This window comes from Stenotrophomonas sp. INTA L402-1, from assembly GCF_059295135.1.
The window spans coordinates 96,147-112,903 of record NZ_JCAFWP010000008.1 but is presented as its reverse complement, the minus strand read 5'-3'; the positions used below and the strand labels follow the sequence as shown (position 1 = coordinate 112,903).

Below are 16,757 nucleotides of genomic sequence, written 5' to 3'. Positions count from 1 at the left end.
AGATGTGTATAAGAGACAGATGCTCGACTGCTCCACAGCCAGTCGAGCATGGCTCGACTCTACAGAAAGCAACGACACGGACGCGACCATGGCAGACCCCTACAACAGCGGCTCCCCTTCCCCGCCCGCGCTGCGCTTCGACGATGCGCTGGTCACCACCGCCTTCGAGCTGCCCGGCCATCGCGTCGTGCGCAATCTGGGTGTGGTCCGCGGCATCACCGTGCGCTCGCGCTCGATCGTCGGCAACTTCCTGGGCGGCATCCAGACGATCTTCGGTGGCAACATCACCATCTACACCGAGCTGTGCGAACAGGCCCGCGAGGAAACCTACCGCGACATGGTCAAGCACGCGCGGCAGCTGGGCGCCAACGCGATCATCGGCATGCGCTACGACGCCACCGACGTGATGACCGGGCTGACCGAGGTGCTGTGCTATGGCACGGCGGTAGTGGTGGAACCGCTGCGTTGAAGCCGACGTTCCGCCGGGCATGGCCCGGCGCTACCGGCGTGGTAACGATCACGCCGCCGGCGGGGGTGCGGGCACCTCGACCTGCTGCACCGGCAGGGTCACCATCATCACCGTCGGATCGTCTGGATCCAGCCTGGTCTTGAAGCCCAGGCTCTGGCACATCGCCAGCATGGTGCTGTTCTCGCGCAGCACCTGGCCTTCGACCACGTCCAGGCCCAGCCACTTGGCGTACTCGATCATGATCGCCATCAACCGCCAGCCGATGCCGTGGCCCTTCAGGTCCGAACGGATCAGGATGCCGTACTCGCCACGGTGGTAATCGGCATCGGCGTGCAGGCGCACCGCACCCAGCATTTCGCCACTGCGTGGCTCGATCGCCACCAGCGCGATCGAGCGTGCGTAATCGAGCTGGGTCAGGCGCGCGATGAACTCGTGGCTGAAGTGCTTCACCGACTGGAAGAAACGCAGGCGCAGATCCTCGTCACTGACGCGGGCGAAGAACGCACGGAACAGTGCGTCGTCCTCCGGCCGCACCGGGCGCACGAAGGCACGGCCGCCATCGGACAGCTCGATGGTGCGCTCCCACTCCTTCGGGTACGGGAATACCGAGAAACGCGGATGGCCGCGGCCCTTGTGCAGGATGCGCGACGGCGCCACCGCTACGCGGGCATCGAGGGCGAGGATGCCCTTGCCGTCGACCAGCAGCGGGTTGATGTCCAGCGTGCGCACTTCGGGGATATCGGCAGCCAGTTGTGCCAGCTTCACCAGCGCCAGCGCCAGCGCGCGCTCATCGGCGGCCGGCACATCGCCATAGGCCTTGAGGATGCGCGAGGCGCGGGTCTGGCCGATCAGTTCATGGGCCAGGCGCAGGTCCAATGGCGGCAGCGCCAGTGCCTTGTCGTTGATCACTTCGACTGCGGTACCACCACGGCCGACCACGATCACCGGGCCGAACGTCGCGTCATCGGCGATGCCGACGATCAGTTCGCGCGCCTTCGGGCGGACGATGGTGGGCTGTACCAGCAGGCCATCGATGCGTGCATCCGGCCGCAGCTGGCGTGCGCGCGACAGGATCGCGTTGGCCGCGCTCTGCACCGCCGGCAGCGTGGACAGGTTGAGGCGCACACCATCCACTTCGGACTTGTGCGGAATATCCGGCGACAGGATCTTCAGTGCGACCGTGGCACCGCGTTCCAGCAGCGGCTGCGCCAGATCCATCGCCTCGTGCGCATCGCGTGCATGCATCACCGGTGCGGAGGGAATGCCATAGGCCTTGAGCAGTTCATGCGTGGCCAGCGGGTCCAGCCACTGCTGGCCGTTGGCCAGGGCGGCATCGACCACTGCGCGCGCGGCGGCCGTGTCGACACTGAAATCCTGCGGCAGGCTGGGCGGCGTTTCCATCAACGCGTTCTGCGCTTCGCGGTAGCGCACCAAGTGCTGGAAGCCACGTACGGCTTCGGCCTCGGTCGGGTAGGTCGGGACGCGTGCCGCGTTGAGCGTGGCGGTGGCCTGATCGTCGTTGCCCAGCCACACCGCGAAGACCGGCTTGTCGCGGTGATGGCGCGGCCGCAGGCCGAGCGTGCGGGTGAGCGCTTGCGCGGCGTCGGCCGATGACGTGAACGCGGTCGGCACGTTCACCACCATCACCGCGTCATTCTCGTTGTCGGCCAGCAGCGCTTCGATGGCCGCGGCATAGCGGTCACCATCGGCATCGACCACGATGTCCACCGGATTGCTGCGCGACCAGCCCTGCGGCAGCACCGCGTCGAGTTTCTCGATGGTGCTGTCGGACAGGTTGGCCAGCGTGCCACGCAATGCGATCAGCTGGTCCACCGCAAGGCGACCCACGCCACCACCGTTGCTGAGGATGGCCAGGCGGCGACCGGGGAACGTCCCCAGCCGACCCAGCGATTCGGCGGCAGTAAACAGTTCGTCCAGCGCACCCACGCGCAGCAGGCCGGCGCGGTTGAAGGCAGCACCGTACACATCATCGGCGCGGGCCAGGGCCTGCACATGGGTATCGCGGCTGCCCGGCTGCACGCGCTCGGCACGGCCGGACTTCACCACCACCACCGGCTTGGCACGCGCGGCGGCACGCGCGGCCGACATGAACTTGCGCGCATCCTTGATCTGCTCGACGTAGAGCAGGATGGCGCGGGTACGGTAGTCGGTGGCGAAGTAATCGAGCAGGTCGCCGAAGTCGACGTCCATCGTGTCGCCCAGCGAGACCACGGCGGAGAAGCCGACCGAGCGCGCCACACCCCATTCCACCAGCGCAGCGGCAATGGCCGAGGATTCGGAGATCAGCGCGAGGTCACCGGCCTGCGGGAAGTGCGCGGCGATGCTGGCATTGAGCCGCGCATGCGGTGCGATCACACCCAGGCAGTGCGGGCCAAGGATGCGCAGGCCGTGCTTGCGCGCCACCGTTTCCACCTGTTCCGACAACGAGCCCGGGCCTTCGCCCAGGTGCGCGGTGAGGATGATCGCGGCCTGCACGCCGCGTTCGGCGGCGGTGCGCACCACCTGCGGCACGATCGCCGCCGGTGCGGTGATGACGACCAGGTCCGGTACCCAGTCCAGATCCTTCAACCGCTTGATCGTGCGGATGCCATCGATCTCGGCATGCCGCGGGTTGATCCACGCCACCTTGCCAGGGAAGCCGGTACCGCGTAGGTTGCGCATCACCGCGCGCCCGGCCGAACGCTCACGCGGACTGCCGCCGATCACCGCGACCGACTGCGGACGAAACACGGACTGCAGGTGGTAGGTACTCATGCGCCTACGGTACCCAAAAAAGGGGACGGAGGGGATTAAGTCGTTTGTGCCTCATGTGCCTTGAACGACTTAATCCCCTCCGTCCCCTTTTTGTTCTGCGTGCCGACCAAGGTCGGCACCTACCGGAGCACGGTGGTTCCGGCTTACAGCAGCGTGCCGTGCAGGATCATCGCGGCGATGCTGAAGTAGATCACCAGGCCGGTCACGTCCACCAGGGTGGCCACGAACGGCGCCGAAGCGCTGGCCGGGTCGAAGCCGAACCGCTTCAGGATGAAGGGCAGCATCGAGCCGGACAGCGAGCCGAAGGTGACGATGCCGACCAGCGCGGCGCCGATGGTGATCGCCAGCAGGATCCAGTGTTCGCCGTAGTCGTGCAGGCCGCCCAGCTGCCAGATCACGATGCGCACGATGGCCAGGCAGCCAAGGATCGCGCCCAGCACCATGCCGGTGGGCACTTCGCGCAGGGCCACCTTCCACCAGTCACGCAGGCGCAGTTCGCGCAGTGCCAGGCTGCGGATCAGCAGCGAGGTAGCCTGCGAGCCGGAGTTGCCGCCCGAACTCATGATCAGCGGGATGAACAGGGTCAGCACCACGGCGCGCGCCAGTTCATCCTCGTAGTGCTGCATCGCGCTCGCGGTCAGCATCTCACCCAGGAACAGCACGCTCAACCAGCCGGCGCGCTTGCGCAGCATCTCGAAGAAGCTGATCTGCATGTACGGCTTGTCCAGTGCCTCCATGCCGCCGAACTTGTGCGCGTCCTCGGTGGATTCCTCGATCAGCGCATCGAGCACGTCGTCCACGGTGACGATGCCGAGCATCTGCTGCTGCGCGTCGACCACCGGGATCGCCAGCAGGTCGTGGCGGCGGATCAGCCGCGCCACCTCTTCCTGGTCCATCAGCGCATCCACCGTCACCGGCGGATTGACCTGGGCCACATCCAGGATCGACTCCTCGGGCAGGCCGGTGATCAGCCGGCGCATGGTCACTACCTGCTGCAGTTGCTGGCTGGCCGGGTCCAGCACATAGATCGCGTACACCGTCTCGCGGGTGCGCTCGACCTGGCGGATGTGCTGCAGGGTCTGCGCAACGGTCCAGCTTGCGGGTACCGCAACGTACTCGGTGGTCATCAGCGCGCCGGCGGTGTTCGGCGGGTAGCTGAGCAGCTTCTGGATGGCCTGGCGGGCATCGGTGCCGAGCAGCGGGATCAGCCGCGCGCGTTCTTCCTCATCCAGCTCGTGGACGATGTCGGTGGCACGGTCGTCGGCCATCAGCCCCAGCAGGGCCGCGGCGCGTGCCGGCGGCAGCGCGGCCACCAGCTCGCCGCTGCGGTGCAGCTCCGGTGCTTCGAGCATCTTCACCGCGCGCGGCAACGGCAGCGCCGCCAGCGTTTCCGCAGCGCGCGTCAGTTCCAGCGTATTGAGGAATTCCACCGCGTCGGCGGTGTTGTAGTTCGCCAGGGGTGCGGCCAGTGCGGCGGCATCGGCCACCGGGCGCAGCAATTGCTTCTGGTTCATCGGTTTTGCCTTGTGGGGGTGCGACCTCGCGCAACGCCAACGCAGGCAAACCGTCCCGATGTCAGGCGGTGGCCATCGCTGGCGTCGAACGAGGTCGACTTCTACTGTCGCTGGACATGGGTTGGGGACTCCGGGATGCGTGTGCCGGCGGACGCGCCGCCAGCGGCGGGCAGTCTGGACCCGTGGGCCATGCAGGTCAACCCGGCAGCCTTGCGCAGGGCGCCTGCCCGGCAGGTTGTTCTCGTGCATACACAGGCCGGCGCGCATAATGACGCGGTGGCACTCGCCTCCCCTTCCCCCACCCGAACGGACACACCGCGGGCTTCCCCGATGACCAGGTATTCCCATGCATAGCGGTGGTCTGGAACTGGCCCTGGTGCTGCTGCTCGCGGCGGTCATCGCCGTGCCGGTGTTCAAGAAGTTCGGCTTCGGCGCGGTACTGGGCTACCTGGCGGCCGGTGTGGTGCTGGGCCCGGACGGGCTGGGCTTCGTGCAGGACGCCGACCGCATCCTCGGCGCCGCCGAGATCGGCGTGGTGATGCTGCTGTTCGTGATCGGTCTGGAACTGTCGCCGGCCCGCCTGAAGGTGATGCGGCGCTCGGTGTTTGGTGCCGGTGCGGCACAGGTGGCGCTGTCCGGGCTGGTGCTGGGCGGCCTGCTGCTGCTCGACCATTTCCAATGGAAGAGCGCACTGGTGGTGGGCGTGGCACTGGCTCTGTCGTCCACCGCGGTCGGCCTGCAGCTGCTGTCAGAACACAAGGCGATCAACAGCGACCATGGCCGGCTCGGGTTCGCCATCCTGCTGTTCCAGGACCTGATCGCGATTCCGCTGCTGGCGGCCATCCCGCTGCTGGGCGGGGTAAAGAACGAGACCCTGCGCTGGGAAGACGCCGCCGTTGCCCTCGGCGCGCTGGCGGTGGTGATCCTGTGCGGGCGACCGGTGCTGCGCAGGGTGTTCAGCATCATCGCGCGTACCCGCAGCCCGGAAGTATTCACCGCCACCGCACTGCTGGTGGTGCTGGGCACCGCCTGGTTCATGCAGGAGGCCGGCCTCAGCCCCAGCCTGGGCGCGTTCCTGGCCGGCGTGCTGCTGTCCGATTCGGAGTTCCGGCACGAACTGGAAGCGCAGATCGAGCCGTTCAAGGGGCTGCTGCTGGGGCTGTTCTTCATTGCGGTGGGCATGGGCATCGACCTCGACCGCATCGTTACCGAGCCGTGGCTGATCGCCGCCGGCGTGGCGATCCTGCTGGTGGTCAAGTTCAGCCTTCTGTATGTGATTGGCCGTATTGCAAAGCTCAGTTCACGGCACTCGCTGCTGCTGGGCAGCGTGCTGTGGCTGGGCGGCGAATTCGCCTTCGTGGTGTTCAACGAAGCGCAGCGCGCGCACCTGCTGGGCAACGCCAACCATGACCGGCTGGTGGCGATCGTCGGCCTGTCGATGGCGATCACGCCGCTGCTGATGATCGCGCTGCTCAAGCTGCTCGGCCAGGAGAAGGCAACGCCGCGCGAGGCAGCCGAGGCAGACAAGGTGGCACCGGACAACCGGCCGAAGGTGCTGATTGCCGGCATGGGCCGCTTCGGCCAGGTCATCGCGCGCCTGCTGACCGCGCAGAAGGTGCCGTTCGTGGCACTGGAAGCGAACCCCGATACCGTGGCCGACCTGCGCCGCTTCGGCAACCAGCTGTACTACGGCGACCCGACCCGGCCGGAGATGCTGCGCGCGGCCGGCGGCGAGCACATCGATGTATTCGTGATCACCGTGGACGACCCGGAGACCAACCTGCGCGCGGTGCGCATGGTGCGCCGGTTGTACCCGGACGCGAAGGTGCTGGCGCGCGCACGCAACCGCCAGCATGCGTGGCGCCTGATGGACATGTCGGCTGAGCCGTTCCGCGAAGTGTTCGGCACCAGCCTGGAAATGAGCGGGCGCGTGCTGACTGCATTGGGTGTTGCACCTGAAGTGGCTGAACGCCACGTGCAGCGCTTCCGTGAGCACGACGAGCAGCTGCTGCGCGACCAGTACCTGGTGTACGACGACGAGGCTGCAGTGATCCAGACCTCGCGCGATGCACGCAACGACCTGATGCACCTGTTCGAGGCCGACGCGGAAAGCGACGGCAAGTAGGCGTGCCGACCAACGGTCGGCACCCACCACAGATTGCGGTAGTGCCGGCCGCTGGCCGGCCGCCTCGAAATTCCGGTGGTTTCATGAGGTTGCCGGCCAGCGGCCGGCACTACCCACTGCGGATTCCGGCAGTAGATCCACGCCATGCGTGGATGCTTTGGATTCCGGACACGATCATCCACGCATGGCGTGGATCTACTGGGTCCCGATCAGCCGTTGTCGCGCAGGAACCGCGCCATCGACGAGACGCCCGGCACGCGTGGTTCGAACTCGCCGGCCACGTCGATGAAGCCGCGCATCACCGCGATCTCGCGCGGGCTGCGGTTGAGGCTGTCGCGCACTTCCGGGTCGGCACCGGCGCGCAGCAGGCGCTGCACCAGCAGTGGCAGGCCGTGCAGGGCGGCCAGATGCAGCGGGCCGAAACCGCGCGGATCACGCACGTCCAGGCTCACGTCCTCGTCCAGCAGGCGCTCTACCGCCGCCATCACCACCTGCTCGTCGCAGGCGGTACCCGGCTCGGCACGCGCACCCAGCAGCAGCAGCAGCGGCGTGACCGAACCGGCGGCGGCCTGGTCCGGTTCGGCACCGGCCAGCAGCAGGGTGTCGAGCAGGGCCAACAGGCGCGAGCGGTCGCGGGCACTGAAACCGTACAGCGCGGCACAGTGCAGCGGGCCCAGCTGCTGCGCGTCACCGGCATGCACGTCGGCACCGGCGGTGAGCAGGCGCGCGACGATGTCCGGCAAGCCAAGCGCCGAGGCCAGCATCAGCACGGTCACCCCGCCCGGCAGGCGGTGTTCCAGCTTGGCGCCGGCGTCGAGCAGGGCCGATACGATGTCCACCTGGCGCATGCTGACCGCCGCCGACAGCGGCGTCGCGCCACTGGCAGCGGCGTGCTGCGGATCGGCGCCGCGTGCCAGCAGCAAGTCGGTTACTGCCAGATGGCCACCACCGGCCGCACGCAGCAGCGCGGTGCAGCCCTGTGCGTCGACTGCGTCGACGGCAAATCCCAGATCGATCAGGCGGCGCACCGCATCGACGTCACCAGCCATCGCGGCGGCCGGCAGATCGGCCTCGCGCAGGGTGCGGCGCGGCAACGGCCACACCCGCCAGTCGAGCCAGTCGGCCAGGTCACGGCGACCGATCGACAGCGCCACGCCCAGCGGCGTCTGCCCATCGGCGGCACGTGCTTCCGGCGAGGCACCGTGCTGCACCAGCAGCTTCAGCGCGCCTTCGCGGGCCAATGCGGTGGCCAGATGCAATGCGGTCATGCCATGGCTGTCACGCGCTTCACGATCGACACCGGCCTTGAGCAGGGCCTGCTGCAGGCGCAGCCAGCCCAGGCGCACTGCCAGCGACAACGGCGGGTCACCCGCCGGCGAGGCCGCGAACGGATCGGCACCACGTTCCAGCAGTTCCAGCGCCAGCTGCTCCAGGCCGCGGGCGGCCTGATCGTGCTGTGCGCAGGCGGCAAGGAAGCGCGCCAGGCCACCGCGTCCGGCCGGCGACAGGCCGCGCTGCAGCATGACCTGCAGCGCCGGCACCGCATCGATGCCGCGCGACAGCAGCGCGAACATCGGCGTGTCGGAGCAGGCGTCACGCACGTAGGGATCGGCGCCGTGGCCCAGCAGCCAATCGACCGCACGCGGCTCCAGTGCCAGTTCCGGATCGAGCAGCAGGCCACCCAGTTCTTCCGGCTGGCACAGCTTGGCCAGCGCGGCCATGCCATCGGTGTTGCCGAAGCCCAGCGCTTCGCGCAGCAGGGTCAGCGGCGGACGGTCCGGCAGCAGGCCACTGGCGCTGGCGGCTTCGCCGCGCTCGGCCAGGCCATCACTGACGGCGGCCGGCAACGGATAGGACGGGTCCAGCAGGGCCACAATCGCCCAGCGACCGGCTTCGGCGGCGTAGTCCACCGCACGGCGGCCAACCGGATCGGTGGCATCGGCGGCGATGCCCAGCTCGACCAGGCGCTTGATCAGCAATGGCGAGACATCCTCGGCCATCGCCGCCAGCTGCACCGCGTTGCGGCCTTCGCCGTCCACCGCAACCAGATCCGGCTTGTGCGGCAGCAGATGCTCGACCACGGCAGCGCGACCGGCACGGGCCGCTTCCAGCCACGGCGTACGGCCCAGCGCATCGCGCGCTTCCAGGTTGGCGCCAGCGCCGAGCAGCACGCCGATGATCTCGACGTGGCCAGCCAGTGCGGCCTCATGCAGCGCGCTGCGGCGCTGGCGATCACGCGCGTCAGCCCGCGCCTTGTGCTTGAGCAGCAGCTGCACGCCGGCCGGATCGTCGTCTTCGGTGGCGGCGGCGGCCAGCAGCACCGGCGTACCCTCGGCCGGTTCGCTGCGCGCACCGCGTTCGAGCAGGAAGCGGGCCAGGCGCCAGTTGCCGACCTGGCAGGCCACGGCCAGCGGCGACCAGCCCTCGTTGTTCAGCGCGTCGACTTCGGCGGCGGCATCGCGCAGCAGCGCGGCCACGCCCGGGTCGGAACTGCGTGCGGCATGGTGCAGCGGAGTGTTGCCATCGCTGTCGATGGCACGCGAATCGGCACCGTTGGCGAGCAGGGTCATCACCGCTTCGGGACGGCCGTGCCAGCTGTCGCGGGTGGCGGCCAGCAGTGGGGTCATGCCCCGGTGCGGCGCATTCACATCGACGCCGCGGGCGATCAGTTCGCGCAGCAGGCGCAGGTCCGGCAGCACCGCCGCCAGCACTGCCAGGCTGCGCTGGTCGCGCCAGTTCGGGTCCGGCAGCGCATACGGATCGGCACCGGCCTGCAGCAGCTGCAGGCCCCGGTCGATGCGGCCATGGCGGGCGGCTTCATACAGGGCCGGGGTCAGCTCCTGCGGCGCCATCGCCTCCAGCGGCGCGGTTTCGGCCGCAGCGGCGAACATCGGTTCGTGCTCGTTGCCGGCGCTGGCCAACGGGCTCGCGCGCAGCGACACCAAGGGTGCCGGCGCCACCCGCTGCAGCAGCAGGTGCAGTACCGGAGACAGCAGCACCACCGCCAGCGCGGCGGGCCAGCGCGCGCCTTCCGGCAACAGGCCCGGCCAGGCCGGCAGCACCACCAGCGCGGCCAGCGCGATCACCAGCGCGGCGACACCGAGACCGCGCCAGGCGGTCAGGTCGCGTCCGGCCAGCGCCTGCCAATGCTGGGCGAGATTGCCATCCAGGCGTTCGACATCGTTCCACAGCGGCCAGGTGCGCCAGGCCGCCAGCAGGCCGGCACTGACCAGCACGCTCAGGCCCAGCACCGCGGCCAGGCTGCCGCTGTCACGCAGCGCCGCCAGCGGCCAGGCCAGCAGCAGCGCCAGCAACAGCGGCGCTGCCGTCCACAACGCCAGCAGCGCCGGCAGGTCCTGGCGCGCGACGATCTTCAGCGGCAGCAGCGCGCGGCTGCGACGCCACCACGACACACCCAGCGCGAACGCCGGCTGCGCCAGTGCCGCAAGGATGGCGCCCGGAACGCCGCCCACGGCGGCGCCCAGCGCCAGTACGGCACCCACGGCGAAGGCGATCGACAGGGCGCGCGGACGGGACGTGTCAGTCATAGTGGCGCGGCATCAGGCTGGCCACCGACGGCGGCACCTGCAGGTAGAACCCGCGCTCGCTCATTTCGCTGCGGACCTTGTCCGGATCGGCCTGGGCCAGGCGGCGCTGGGCATCCAGGGCCACGTCCAGGACGAAGGCGAGCGTCCCCAGCGAGGTGAGCAGCGGCGCAGGCAGCGCGCTGAAATCATCGCGACGGGGAACGTAGACGTAGGTGTCCGGCTTGAGTTGGCTTTTATAGACGTAGGCGTGCATGTCCGCGGGACGATAACCCGGGAAGAGCCATGATTGTGTCGGAAAGCCGACACCGGGGAAAGCCGTCAGCCGACGATGGCGGCGTGATCGGCGGCGTTTCCCCGGCGGGATTCAGCAATGTGGCGACGGCGTTCAGCCAACGCCGCCGCCACACGGGCGCTTACTTGACCTTGGCGTAGGTGCCCTTCAGCGCGACACCGGCGAGGATCGCACCGGCATAGCATTCGTAGTTGGTGCTGCTCTTGAACTCGTTCTTCTTGTAGTAGCTGACGATGTCGACCACGGCGTTGGCGCCGCGCGACTTGGCACCGTCCTGCAGCGCGCGCAGCGCCGACAGCGCGACCCAGCGGCAGGCCTCGGCATCGCTCTTGTTGGCGGCGTTGGTCTTCTTGTTGGTCACGTCTTCGCCCAGGCGCTGCTGCACGCTGACCGGCTGGCCGGCCAGGTAGAAGCGGACGCTGCCGTCGATGCCGGCGTCCTTGGCAGCCTGCGAGCTGACCAGTTCCTGCAGGGACTGCTCCACGCGGGTATCGCGGGCAGAAGCGGTGGAGGCCAGGGCCAGCAGTGCGGTGGCCGTGGCGATCATCAGGGTGCGGCGCATCGGAACATCTCCTTGTCGAGGGTGCGGGTAGGTTGCGGGAACAGCGGCGGTGGGGCGGTGGATCACTCGCGCCAGCGGCGGAACACCAGCGAGGTGTTGATGCCACCGAAGGCGAAGTTGTTGCTCATCACGTACTCGGCCTGCAATTCGCGACCTTGGCCGGTGATGAAGTCGAGCTGGCCACAGCGTGGATCGACCTCGGCCAGGTTCAGCGTGGGCGCGAACCAGCCGGCGCGCATCATCTCGATGCTCATCCAGGCCTCGAACGCACCGCAGGCACCCAGCATGTGGCCGACGTAGCTCTTCAGCGAGCTGATCGGCATGCGGCTGCCGAATACCTGCGCGGTGGCCTGGGTCTCGGCGATGTCACCGTGGTCGGTGGCGGTGCCGTGGGCGTTGACGTAGTCGATCTGCGCCGCGTCCAGCCCGGCATCCTCCAGCGCCAGGCGCATGGCCTGGGCCATGGTGTCGGCACTGGGCTGGGTGACGTGCTGGCCATCGCTGTTGGTGCCGTAGCCGACCACCTCGGCAAGGATGGTGGCGCCACGTGCCTGCGCGTGCTCCAGGTCTTCCAGGATCAGCGTGCAGGCACCCTCGCCCAGCACCAGGCCATCACGGCCGGCATCGAACGGGCGCGGCGTGGTCTGCGGCGCATCATTGCGCACGCTGGTGGCGAACAGGGTGTCGAACACTGCCGCGGCAGTGGCATCGAGCTGCTCGGCACCGCCAGCCACCATCACCGTCTGCTTGCCGCTGCGGATCGCTTCGTAGGCCGCGCCCACGCCCTGGCTGCCCGAGGTGCAGGCACTGGAGGTGGTGTAGACGCGCCCGGACAAACCAAAGAACACACCGATGTTGACCGGCGCGGTGTGGCTCATCATCTTCAGGTAGGTGGTGGCACTGATGCCGTCGGTCGTGAACTCGTTGAGCATGCGGCCGAATTCACCGGTGGCCTCGTGGCTGCCCGAGGACGAGCCGTAGGCCACGCCGGTGCGGCCACTGCGCAGCACCGGGTGTTCGTGCAGGCCAGCCTCGCGCAGTGCCATCTCGGTGGCGCGCACCGACATGATCGCGACCTTGCCCATCGAGCGGGTGGTCTTGCGGTTGTAGTTCGGCGGCAGCTCGAAGTCCTGCGCCGGCGCGGCCAGCTTGGTGTTCAGGCCGGCATAGACATCCCATTCGGGCATCGTGCGCACGGCATTGCGGCAGCTGCGCAGGTGCGCTTCGATGGTCGGCCAGTCGTGGCCGAGCGGACTGATGGCGGCCGCACCGGTGACCACCACGCGACGATCGGCAGCCATCAGAGCATGCCTCCGTTCACCGAGATTACCTGGCGGGTGATGTAGCCGGCCGGCTCGGACAGCAGGAACGCCACCGTGGCCGCCACTTCGTCGGGACGACCGACGCGGCCGGCGGGAATCAGCTTGAGCGCGTGTTCGATCACTTCATCGTTGAGCATTTCGGTCTCGATCAGGCCCGGGGCCACGCAGTTGACGGTGATCTGGCGGCTGGCCAGTTCCAGCGCCAGCGCCTTGGTGGCACCGATGATGCCGGCCTTGGCGGCACTGTAATTGACCTGGCCGCGGTTGCCGGCCAGCCCGGACACCGACGACAGGGTGACGATGCGGCCCGGCTTGCGCCGCCGCACCATCGGCATGATCAGCGGATGCAGCACGTTGTAGAAGCCATCCAGGTTGGTGTGGATGACCTGGTCCCAATCCTCCGCCGACAGCGCCGGGAAGGCGCCATCACGGGCGATGCCGGCATTGCAGACCACGCCGTAGTACGCGCCGTGCGCTTCGACATCAGCCTCCAGCGCGGCGCGTGCGGCCTCGCGGTCGGCTACGTCGAACGCCAGCACGCGGGCCTGCTGGCCCATGGCCTGGATCTCGGCCACCACGGCCTGTGCCTCTTCCAGGCGGCTGCGGCAATGCACCACCACGTCGAAGCCATCGCGCGCGATGCGCAGCGCGATGGCCCGGCCGATGCCCCGGCTGGCGCCGGTCACCAGCACGCTTCGATTCCCTGTCATGCCTGTCCACTCTCCAGATAGGCCATCGCGTCGGCCGGTTCGAACACCGACACGTTGGCTGTCGCCCATTCGTCCTCGCCCGCCAGGATGCGGCAGGCGAACATCCCCAATCCATTGTCACCCAACAGCTCGCAGCGCGCCTGTACGCGCAGCCGCGAACCGCTGGGGAAGCTGCTGCGCGCGCTGCTGTAGCGGCGGCTGCCGAGCAGGAAGCCCAGCTGCGGCGGCTTGCCGGCCGCACGCGCGCGGCAGCCGGCCCAGGCCGCGATGGCCTGCGCCATGTATTCGATGCCGACCCATGCCGGCACCTGGCCATCCTCGACGAACAGGCCGGCCTCGGGCACCACCAGTTCGGCCTCGAGGGCGTCCTGGTCCCACTGCGTGATGCACTCCAGCAGGCACATGTCCTGGCGATGCGGCACCACGTCCTCGATCGCGTACAGCGTGTTCATCGACGCTCCAGTGCCAGCACGGCATTGCTGCCGCCGAAGGCGAACGAATTGCTCAGCACCCGTCGCGGCGGCTGCGCCAGGCGGGAGCCCGGCGCGACCAGCGGCAGCACCGGCAGTGCGGGGTCGGCCACGCCGTCCCACCAGTGCGGTGGCAGCTGCTGCTGCGGGTTCTCGGCCAGCAGGATCCAGCACAGCGCCGCCTCGATCGCGCCCGAGGCACCCAGCGTATGGCCGGTCAGCGGCTTGGTCGAACTGGCCGGCACGCCATTGCCCAGCACCTGCGAGACCGCCAGGCTTTCCATCGCATCGTTGTGCCCGGTGGCGGTGCCATGCAGGTTCACGTAATCCACTTCGTCGGCGCCCCAGCCGGCGCGCAGCAGCGCCTGCTGCAGGGCGTCGATGGCCCCCATCCCCTGCGGATCGGGGGCGGACATGTGATGGGCATCGGCCGATTCGCCCCACCCGGCCAGGCACACCGGACCCGGCTCGCGGGTAAGCAGGAACAGCGCGGCGCCCTCGCCGATGTTGATGCCGGAGCGGTGCTGCGAGAACGGATTGCAGCGCAGTGCCGACACCGATTCCAACGCGCTGAAGCCGGCCACGGTAAAGCGGCACAGCGAATCGGCACCGCCGGCAATCACCGCATCGACGATGCCGGCGCGCAGCATCCGGGCGGCCGACATCAGCGCCTTGGCGCTGGACGAGCAGGCGGTGGACAGGGTCCATGCCGGCCCCTGTGCACCACTGCGCTGGCGCACGAACTGCGCGGCGGTGCCCATTTCCTGCTGGGCGTAATCGAAGCCCTGCGGCCACTGGCCCTGTTCGGCGTGGCTGCGCAGGGCCTGCTCGGATTCACCAATGCCCGAGGTGCTGGTGCCCAGCACCACCGCCACGCGCTCGGCACCATGGCGGGCGATCGCGGCGGCCACCGCCGGTGCGATCTGCGCCAGTGCCACGTCCAGCAGGGCGTTGTTGCGCCCGCGCAGGGCCACCGGCAGGTCCTCCAGCGCCGGCAGCGGCGTGCGCACCTCTCCCAGCGCCAGGGTGCGCCCCGGCAGCAGGCTGTCGTTGTCGCTGAGCCCGCCCGGCACATCGGCGAACATCGCCGACGCGACCGCGGCGCGGCCATCGCCAAGCGCACAGACCACGCCCAGGTCGTTCAGGTAGATCGGTGCGCTCATTGGTCCGGCCCGGCCATGTCGATCGATTCGATGCGCAGGGCGTAGCCTTCGGCGCGGTTGTCCAGCTGCACGCTGCCGTCGTCCAGGCGCTGCAGCTGCAGCCACACCGTGCCGTCGCGCGACAGGCTGCGCTGCCGGCCGTCATCCCTCACCTGCCAACCGGCCGGCAGCGCGGCGGCAATGGCCGCGGTCGGCCACAGCGCGAACTGCAGGTCATCCAGCACGCGCTCGGCACGCACCTGCGGCGGCAGCCACGGTGCGCGCTGCTGGGTCAGCTGCTGGCCGTCCCACTGCAGGCGCACGCCGGTCTGTCCCATCGCCTGCACCGCCAGCTGCACCTGCTGCGCATCGGCTTCCAGCAGAGCATCCAGGTCGCGCTCATGCGTGCCGAACCGGAAATGCAGCTGCTGCTGCAGTGCCAGCGGCGCCGGCAGGCTGGCCGGCGACAGGCGCAGCGGCGGCAGTTCCACCTGCGGCTTCGGCATGCGGCCGGCACAGGCGGCCAGCAGCAGGCACAGCAACAGCGCTGCAGTACGGGCGATCACGCGCTGCACAGCTGCTCCAGCACGCGCATGCGACGGCCGCTTTCATCGGCCACGTACGGGTTGTTGGTATCCCAGGCGTAGCCGGCCAGGATGGAACTGATCATGTCGCGCACTTCAGGCTGCTGCTGCGGGTGGTAGATGATCTTCTGGAAACCGCCTTCGTACCAGCTTTCGACGAAGCGGCGGAAGGTCTTCACGCCGGCGCGCAGCGGGATCGAGAACTCGGTTTCCCAGTCGACGGTTTCGCCGGCATAGCGGCGCGCGAGGCACTCGCTGGCCAGCTGCGCGGACTTGAAGGCGATGGTGACGCCGGAGGAGAACACCGGGTCGAGGAACTCGCCGGCATTGCCCAGCAGGGCGTAGCCCGGGCCCCACAGCGAACTGACATTGGCCGAGTAACCGGTGATCCGGCGCACCGGCAGCACCGCCCATTCGGCGTTGGCCAGCAGCCGGGTCAGGTTCGGGTCCTCGCCGACGATGGCCTGCAGCTTCTGCAGGTCGTCGCCCTCGTAGCGCTCGAAGAACGACGGCTCGGCGACCACGCCCAGCGAGCAGCAGCCGTTGGAGAACGGGATCGTCCAGTACCAGACGTCGATGTGCTCGGGATGGGTGGTGATCAGGATCTTGTTGCGGTCGAAGTCCGCTTCGGCCGGAATGTTGTCGCGCACGTGGCAGAAGATCGCCCCGCGCACCGGGAAGTTGGACGGCGATTCCAGCTGCAGCAAGCGCGGCAACAAGCGCGCGAAACCGGATGCATCGAGGATGAAATCGGCCTCGATGCGGTACTCGCTGCCATCCGGGCGACGCACGGTCACCGCCGGCTGCTCGCCCGCTTCGACCGACAGCACTTCATCACCGAAGCGCAGCGTGGTGCCCATGCGTTCGGCACCGCGCGCCAGCACGTTGTCGAAGTCGGCGCGCTGCACCTGGTAGGTCGTGCCCCAACCCGGCGAGAACTTCTTCCTGAAGTCGAACGCGGTGCGCGCCTCGCCATGCACGAAGGCGGCGCCGTTCTTGTGCTGGAAGCCCGCTTCGACCACGTCCTGCAGCAGGCCTGCCGCTTCGATGTACTCCATGCTCTGCGGCAGCAGGCTTTCACCGATCGAGAAGCGCGGGAACTGCTGGCGCTCCAGCATCAGCACCTGGCGGCCCTGCTGGCGCAGCATCGCCGCGGCCACCGAGCCGGCCGGGCCCGCGCCGATGATCAGGATTTCAGTACGTTCGACAGCATCCACAGCAGTATTCATCGGTGCGTCCTTGTT

13 protein-coding genes are annotated in these 16,757 nt (G+C 68.8%); 2 read left to right on the top strand and 11 right to left on the bottom strand.

Annotation, left to right across the window (positions count from 1 at the left end; genetic code table 11):
- Positions 1 to 88 precede the first annotated feature (88 nt).
- A complete protein-coding gene (locus tag AC5O77_RS07460) occupies positions 89 to 469 on the top strand; it encodes a YbjQ family protein (RefSeq protein WP_071228577.1) in 381 nt (126 codons plus the stop codon).
- Positions 470 to 517: 48 nt separating this feature from the next.
- Here AC5O77_RS07460 and AC5O77_RS07455 read toward each other — a convergent pair whose 3' ends face one another.
- Complete coding sequence (locus AC5O77_RS07455) at positions 518 to 3,244, bottom strand: bifunctional acetate--CoA ligase family protein/GNAT family N-acetyltransferase (protein WP_494506665.1); 2,727 nt, start codon at positions 3,242 to 3,244, stop codon at positions 518 to 520.
- A 143-nt stretch (positions 3,245 to 3,387) separates the two neighbouring features.
- Positions 3,388 to 4,758 carry a magnesium transporter gene (gene mgtE, locus AC5O77_RS07450; protein ID WP_494506664.1) on the bottom strand — a complete coding sequence of 457 codons (1,371 nt, stop codon included), beginning with the start codon at positions 4,756 to 4,758 and terminating at the stop codon, positions 3,388 to 3,390.
- 346 nt (positions 4,759 to 5,104) lie between these two features.
- On the opposite strand from mgtE, the gene AC5O77_RS07445 reads away from it, so the two are divergent.
- Positions 5,105 to 6,883, top strand: coding sequence for a monovalent cation:proton antiporter-2 (CPA2) family protein (locus tag AC5O77_RS07445; RefSeq protein WP_494506663.1), 1,779 nt, complete (start codon positions 5,105 to 5,107; stop codon positions 6,881 to 6,883).
- A gap of 209 nt (positions 6,884 to 7,092) precedes the next feature.
- On the opposite strand, the gene AC5O77_RS07440 is transcribed toward AC5O77_RS07445, so the two are convergent.
- The 9 genes from AC5O77_RS07440 to AC5O77_RS07400 form a co-directional block, all read right to left on the bottom strand.
- Complete coding sequence (locus AC5O77_RS07440) at positions 7,093 to 10,431, bottom strand: ankyrin repeat domain-containing protein (RefSeq protein ID WP_125893369.1); 3,339 nt, start codon at positions 10,429 to 10,431, stop codon at positions 7,093 to 7,095.
- Positions 10,424 to 10,684, bottom strand: a complete 261-nt coding sequence (locus AC5O77_RS07435; protein ID WP_107431495.1) for a YcgL domain-containing protein — start codon at positions 10,682 to 10,684, stop codon at positions 10,424 to 10,426. Before AC5O77_RS07435 ends, AC5O77_RS07440 begins: the two co-directional genes overlap by 8 nt.
- A 160-nt stretch (positions 10,685 to 10,844) precedes the next feature.
- Positions 10,845 to 11,285, bottom strand: a complete 441-nt coding sequence (locus AC5O77_RS07430) for a hypothetical protein (protein WP_010482305.1) — start codon at positions 11,283 to 11,285, stop codon at positions 10,845 to 10,847.
- 62 nt (positions 11,286 to 11,347) lie between these two features.
- Positions 11,348 to 12,586, bottom strand: coding sequence for a beta-ketoacyl-ACP synthase (locus tag AC5O77_RS07425; RefSeq protein ID WP_494506662.1), 1,239 nt, complete (start codon positions 12,584 to 12,586; stop codon positions 11,348 to 11,350).
- Complete coding sequence (locus tag AC5O77_RS07420; protein WP_012512461.1) at positions 12,586 to 13,317, bottom strand: 3-ketoacyl-ACP reductase FabG2; 732 nt, start codon at positions 13,315 to 13,317, stop codon at positions 12,586 to 12,588. Before AC5O77_RS07420 ends, AC5O77_RS07425 begins: the two co-directional genes overlap by 1 nt.
- A complete protein-coding gene (locus AC5O77_RS07415) occupies positions 13,314 to 13,769 on the bottom strand; it encodes a hotdog family protein (protein ID WP_012512462.1) in 456 nt (151 codons plus the stop codon). Before AC5O77_RS07415 ends, AC5O77_RS07420 begins: the two co-directional genes overlap by 4 nt.
- A complete protein-coding gene (locus tag AC5O77_RS07410) occupies positions 13,766 to 14,950 on the bottom strand; it encodes a beta-ketoacyl-ACP synthase (RefSeq protein WP_494506661.1) in 1,185 nt (394 codons plus the stop codon). The genes AC5O77_RS07415 and AC5O77_RS07410 overlap by 4 nt, the downstream gene beginning before the upstream one ends.
- A complete protein-coding gene (locus AC5O77_RS07405; protein WP_494506660.1) occupies positions 14,947 to 15,504 on the bottom strand; it encodes a DUF3261 domain-containing protein in 558 nt (185 codons plus the stop codon). The genes AC5O77_RS07410 and AC5O77_RS07405 overlap by 4 nt, the downstream gene beginning before the upstream one ends.
- A complete protein-coding gene (locus AC5O77_RS07400; protein ID WP_014038928.1) occupies positions 15,492 to 16,742 on the bottom strand; it encodes an NAD(P)/FAD-dependent oxidoreductase in 1,251 nt (416 codons plus the stop codon). The genes AC5O77_RS07405 and AC5O77_RS07400 overlap by 13 nt, the downstream gene beginning before the upstream one ends.
- Positions 16,743 to 16,757 lie beyond the last annotated feature (15 nt).

Excerpts from the sequence above, each read along its gene's own strand:
- AC5O77_RS07460 (WP_071228577.1), top strand. The coding sequence starts at position 89 with ATGGCAGACCCCTACAACAGCGGCTCCCCTTCCCCGCCCGCGCTGCGC.
- AC5O77_RS07455 (WP_494506665.1), bottom strand. The coding sequence starts at position 3,244 with ATGAGTACCTACCACCTGCAGTCCGTGTTTCGTCCGCAGTCGGTCGCG.
- mgtE (WP_494506664.1), bottom strand. The coding sequence starts at position 4,758 with ATGAACCAGAAGCAATTGCTGCGCCCGGTGGCCGATGCCGCCGCACTG.
- AC5O77_RS07445 (WP_494506663.1), top strand. The coding sequence starts at position 5,105 with ATGCATAGCGGTGGTCTGGAACTGGCCCTGGTGCTGCTGCTCGCGGCG.
- AC5O77_RS07440 (WP_125893369.1), bottom strand. The coding sequence starts at position 10,431 with ATGACTGACACGTCCCGTCCGCGCGCCCTGTCGATCGCCTTCGCCGTG.
- AC5O77_RS07435 (WP_107431495.1), bottom strand. The coding sequence starts at position 10,684 with ATGCACGCCTACGTCTATAAAAGCCAACTCAAGCCGGACACCTACGTC.
- AC5O77_RS07430 (WP_010482305.1), bottom strand. The coding sequence starts at position 11,285 with ATGCGCCGCACCCTGATGATCGCCACGGCCACCGCACTGCTGGCCCTG.
- AC5O77_RS07425 (WP_494506662.1), bottom strand. The coding sequence starts at position 12,586 with ATGGCTGCCGATCGTCGCGTGGTGGTCACCGGTGCGGCCGCCATCAGT.
- AC5O77_RS07420 (WP_012512461.1), bottom strand. The coding sequence starts at position 13,317 with ATGACAGGGAATCGAAGCGTGCTGGTGACCGGCGCCAGCCGGGGCATC.
- AC5O77_RS07415 (WP_012512462.1), bottom strand. The coding sequence starts at position 13,769 with ATGAACACGCTGTACGCGATCGAGGACGTGGTGCCGCATCGCCAGGAC.
- AC5O77_RS07410 (WP_494506661.1), bottom strand. The coding sequence starts at position 14,950 with ATGAGCGCACCGATCTACCTGAACGACCTGGGCGTGGTCTGTGCGCTT.
- AC5O77_RS07400 (WP_014038928.1), bottom strand. The coding sequence starts at position 16,742 with ATGAATACTGCTGTGGATGCTGTCGAACGTACTGAAATCCTGATCATC.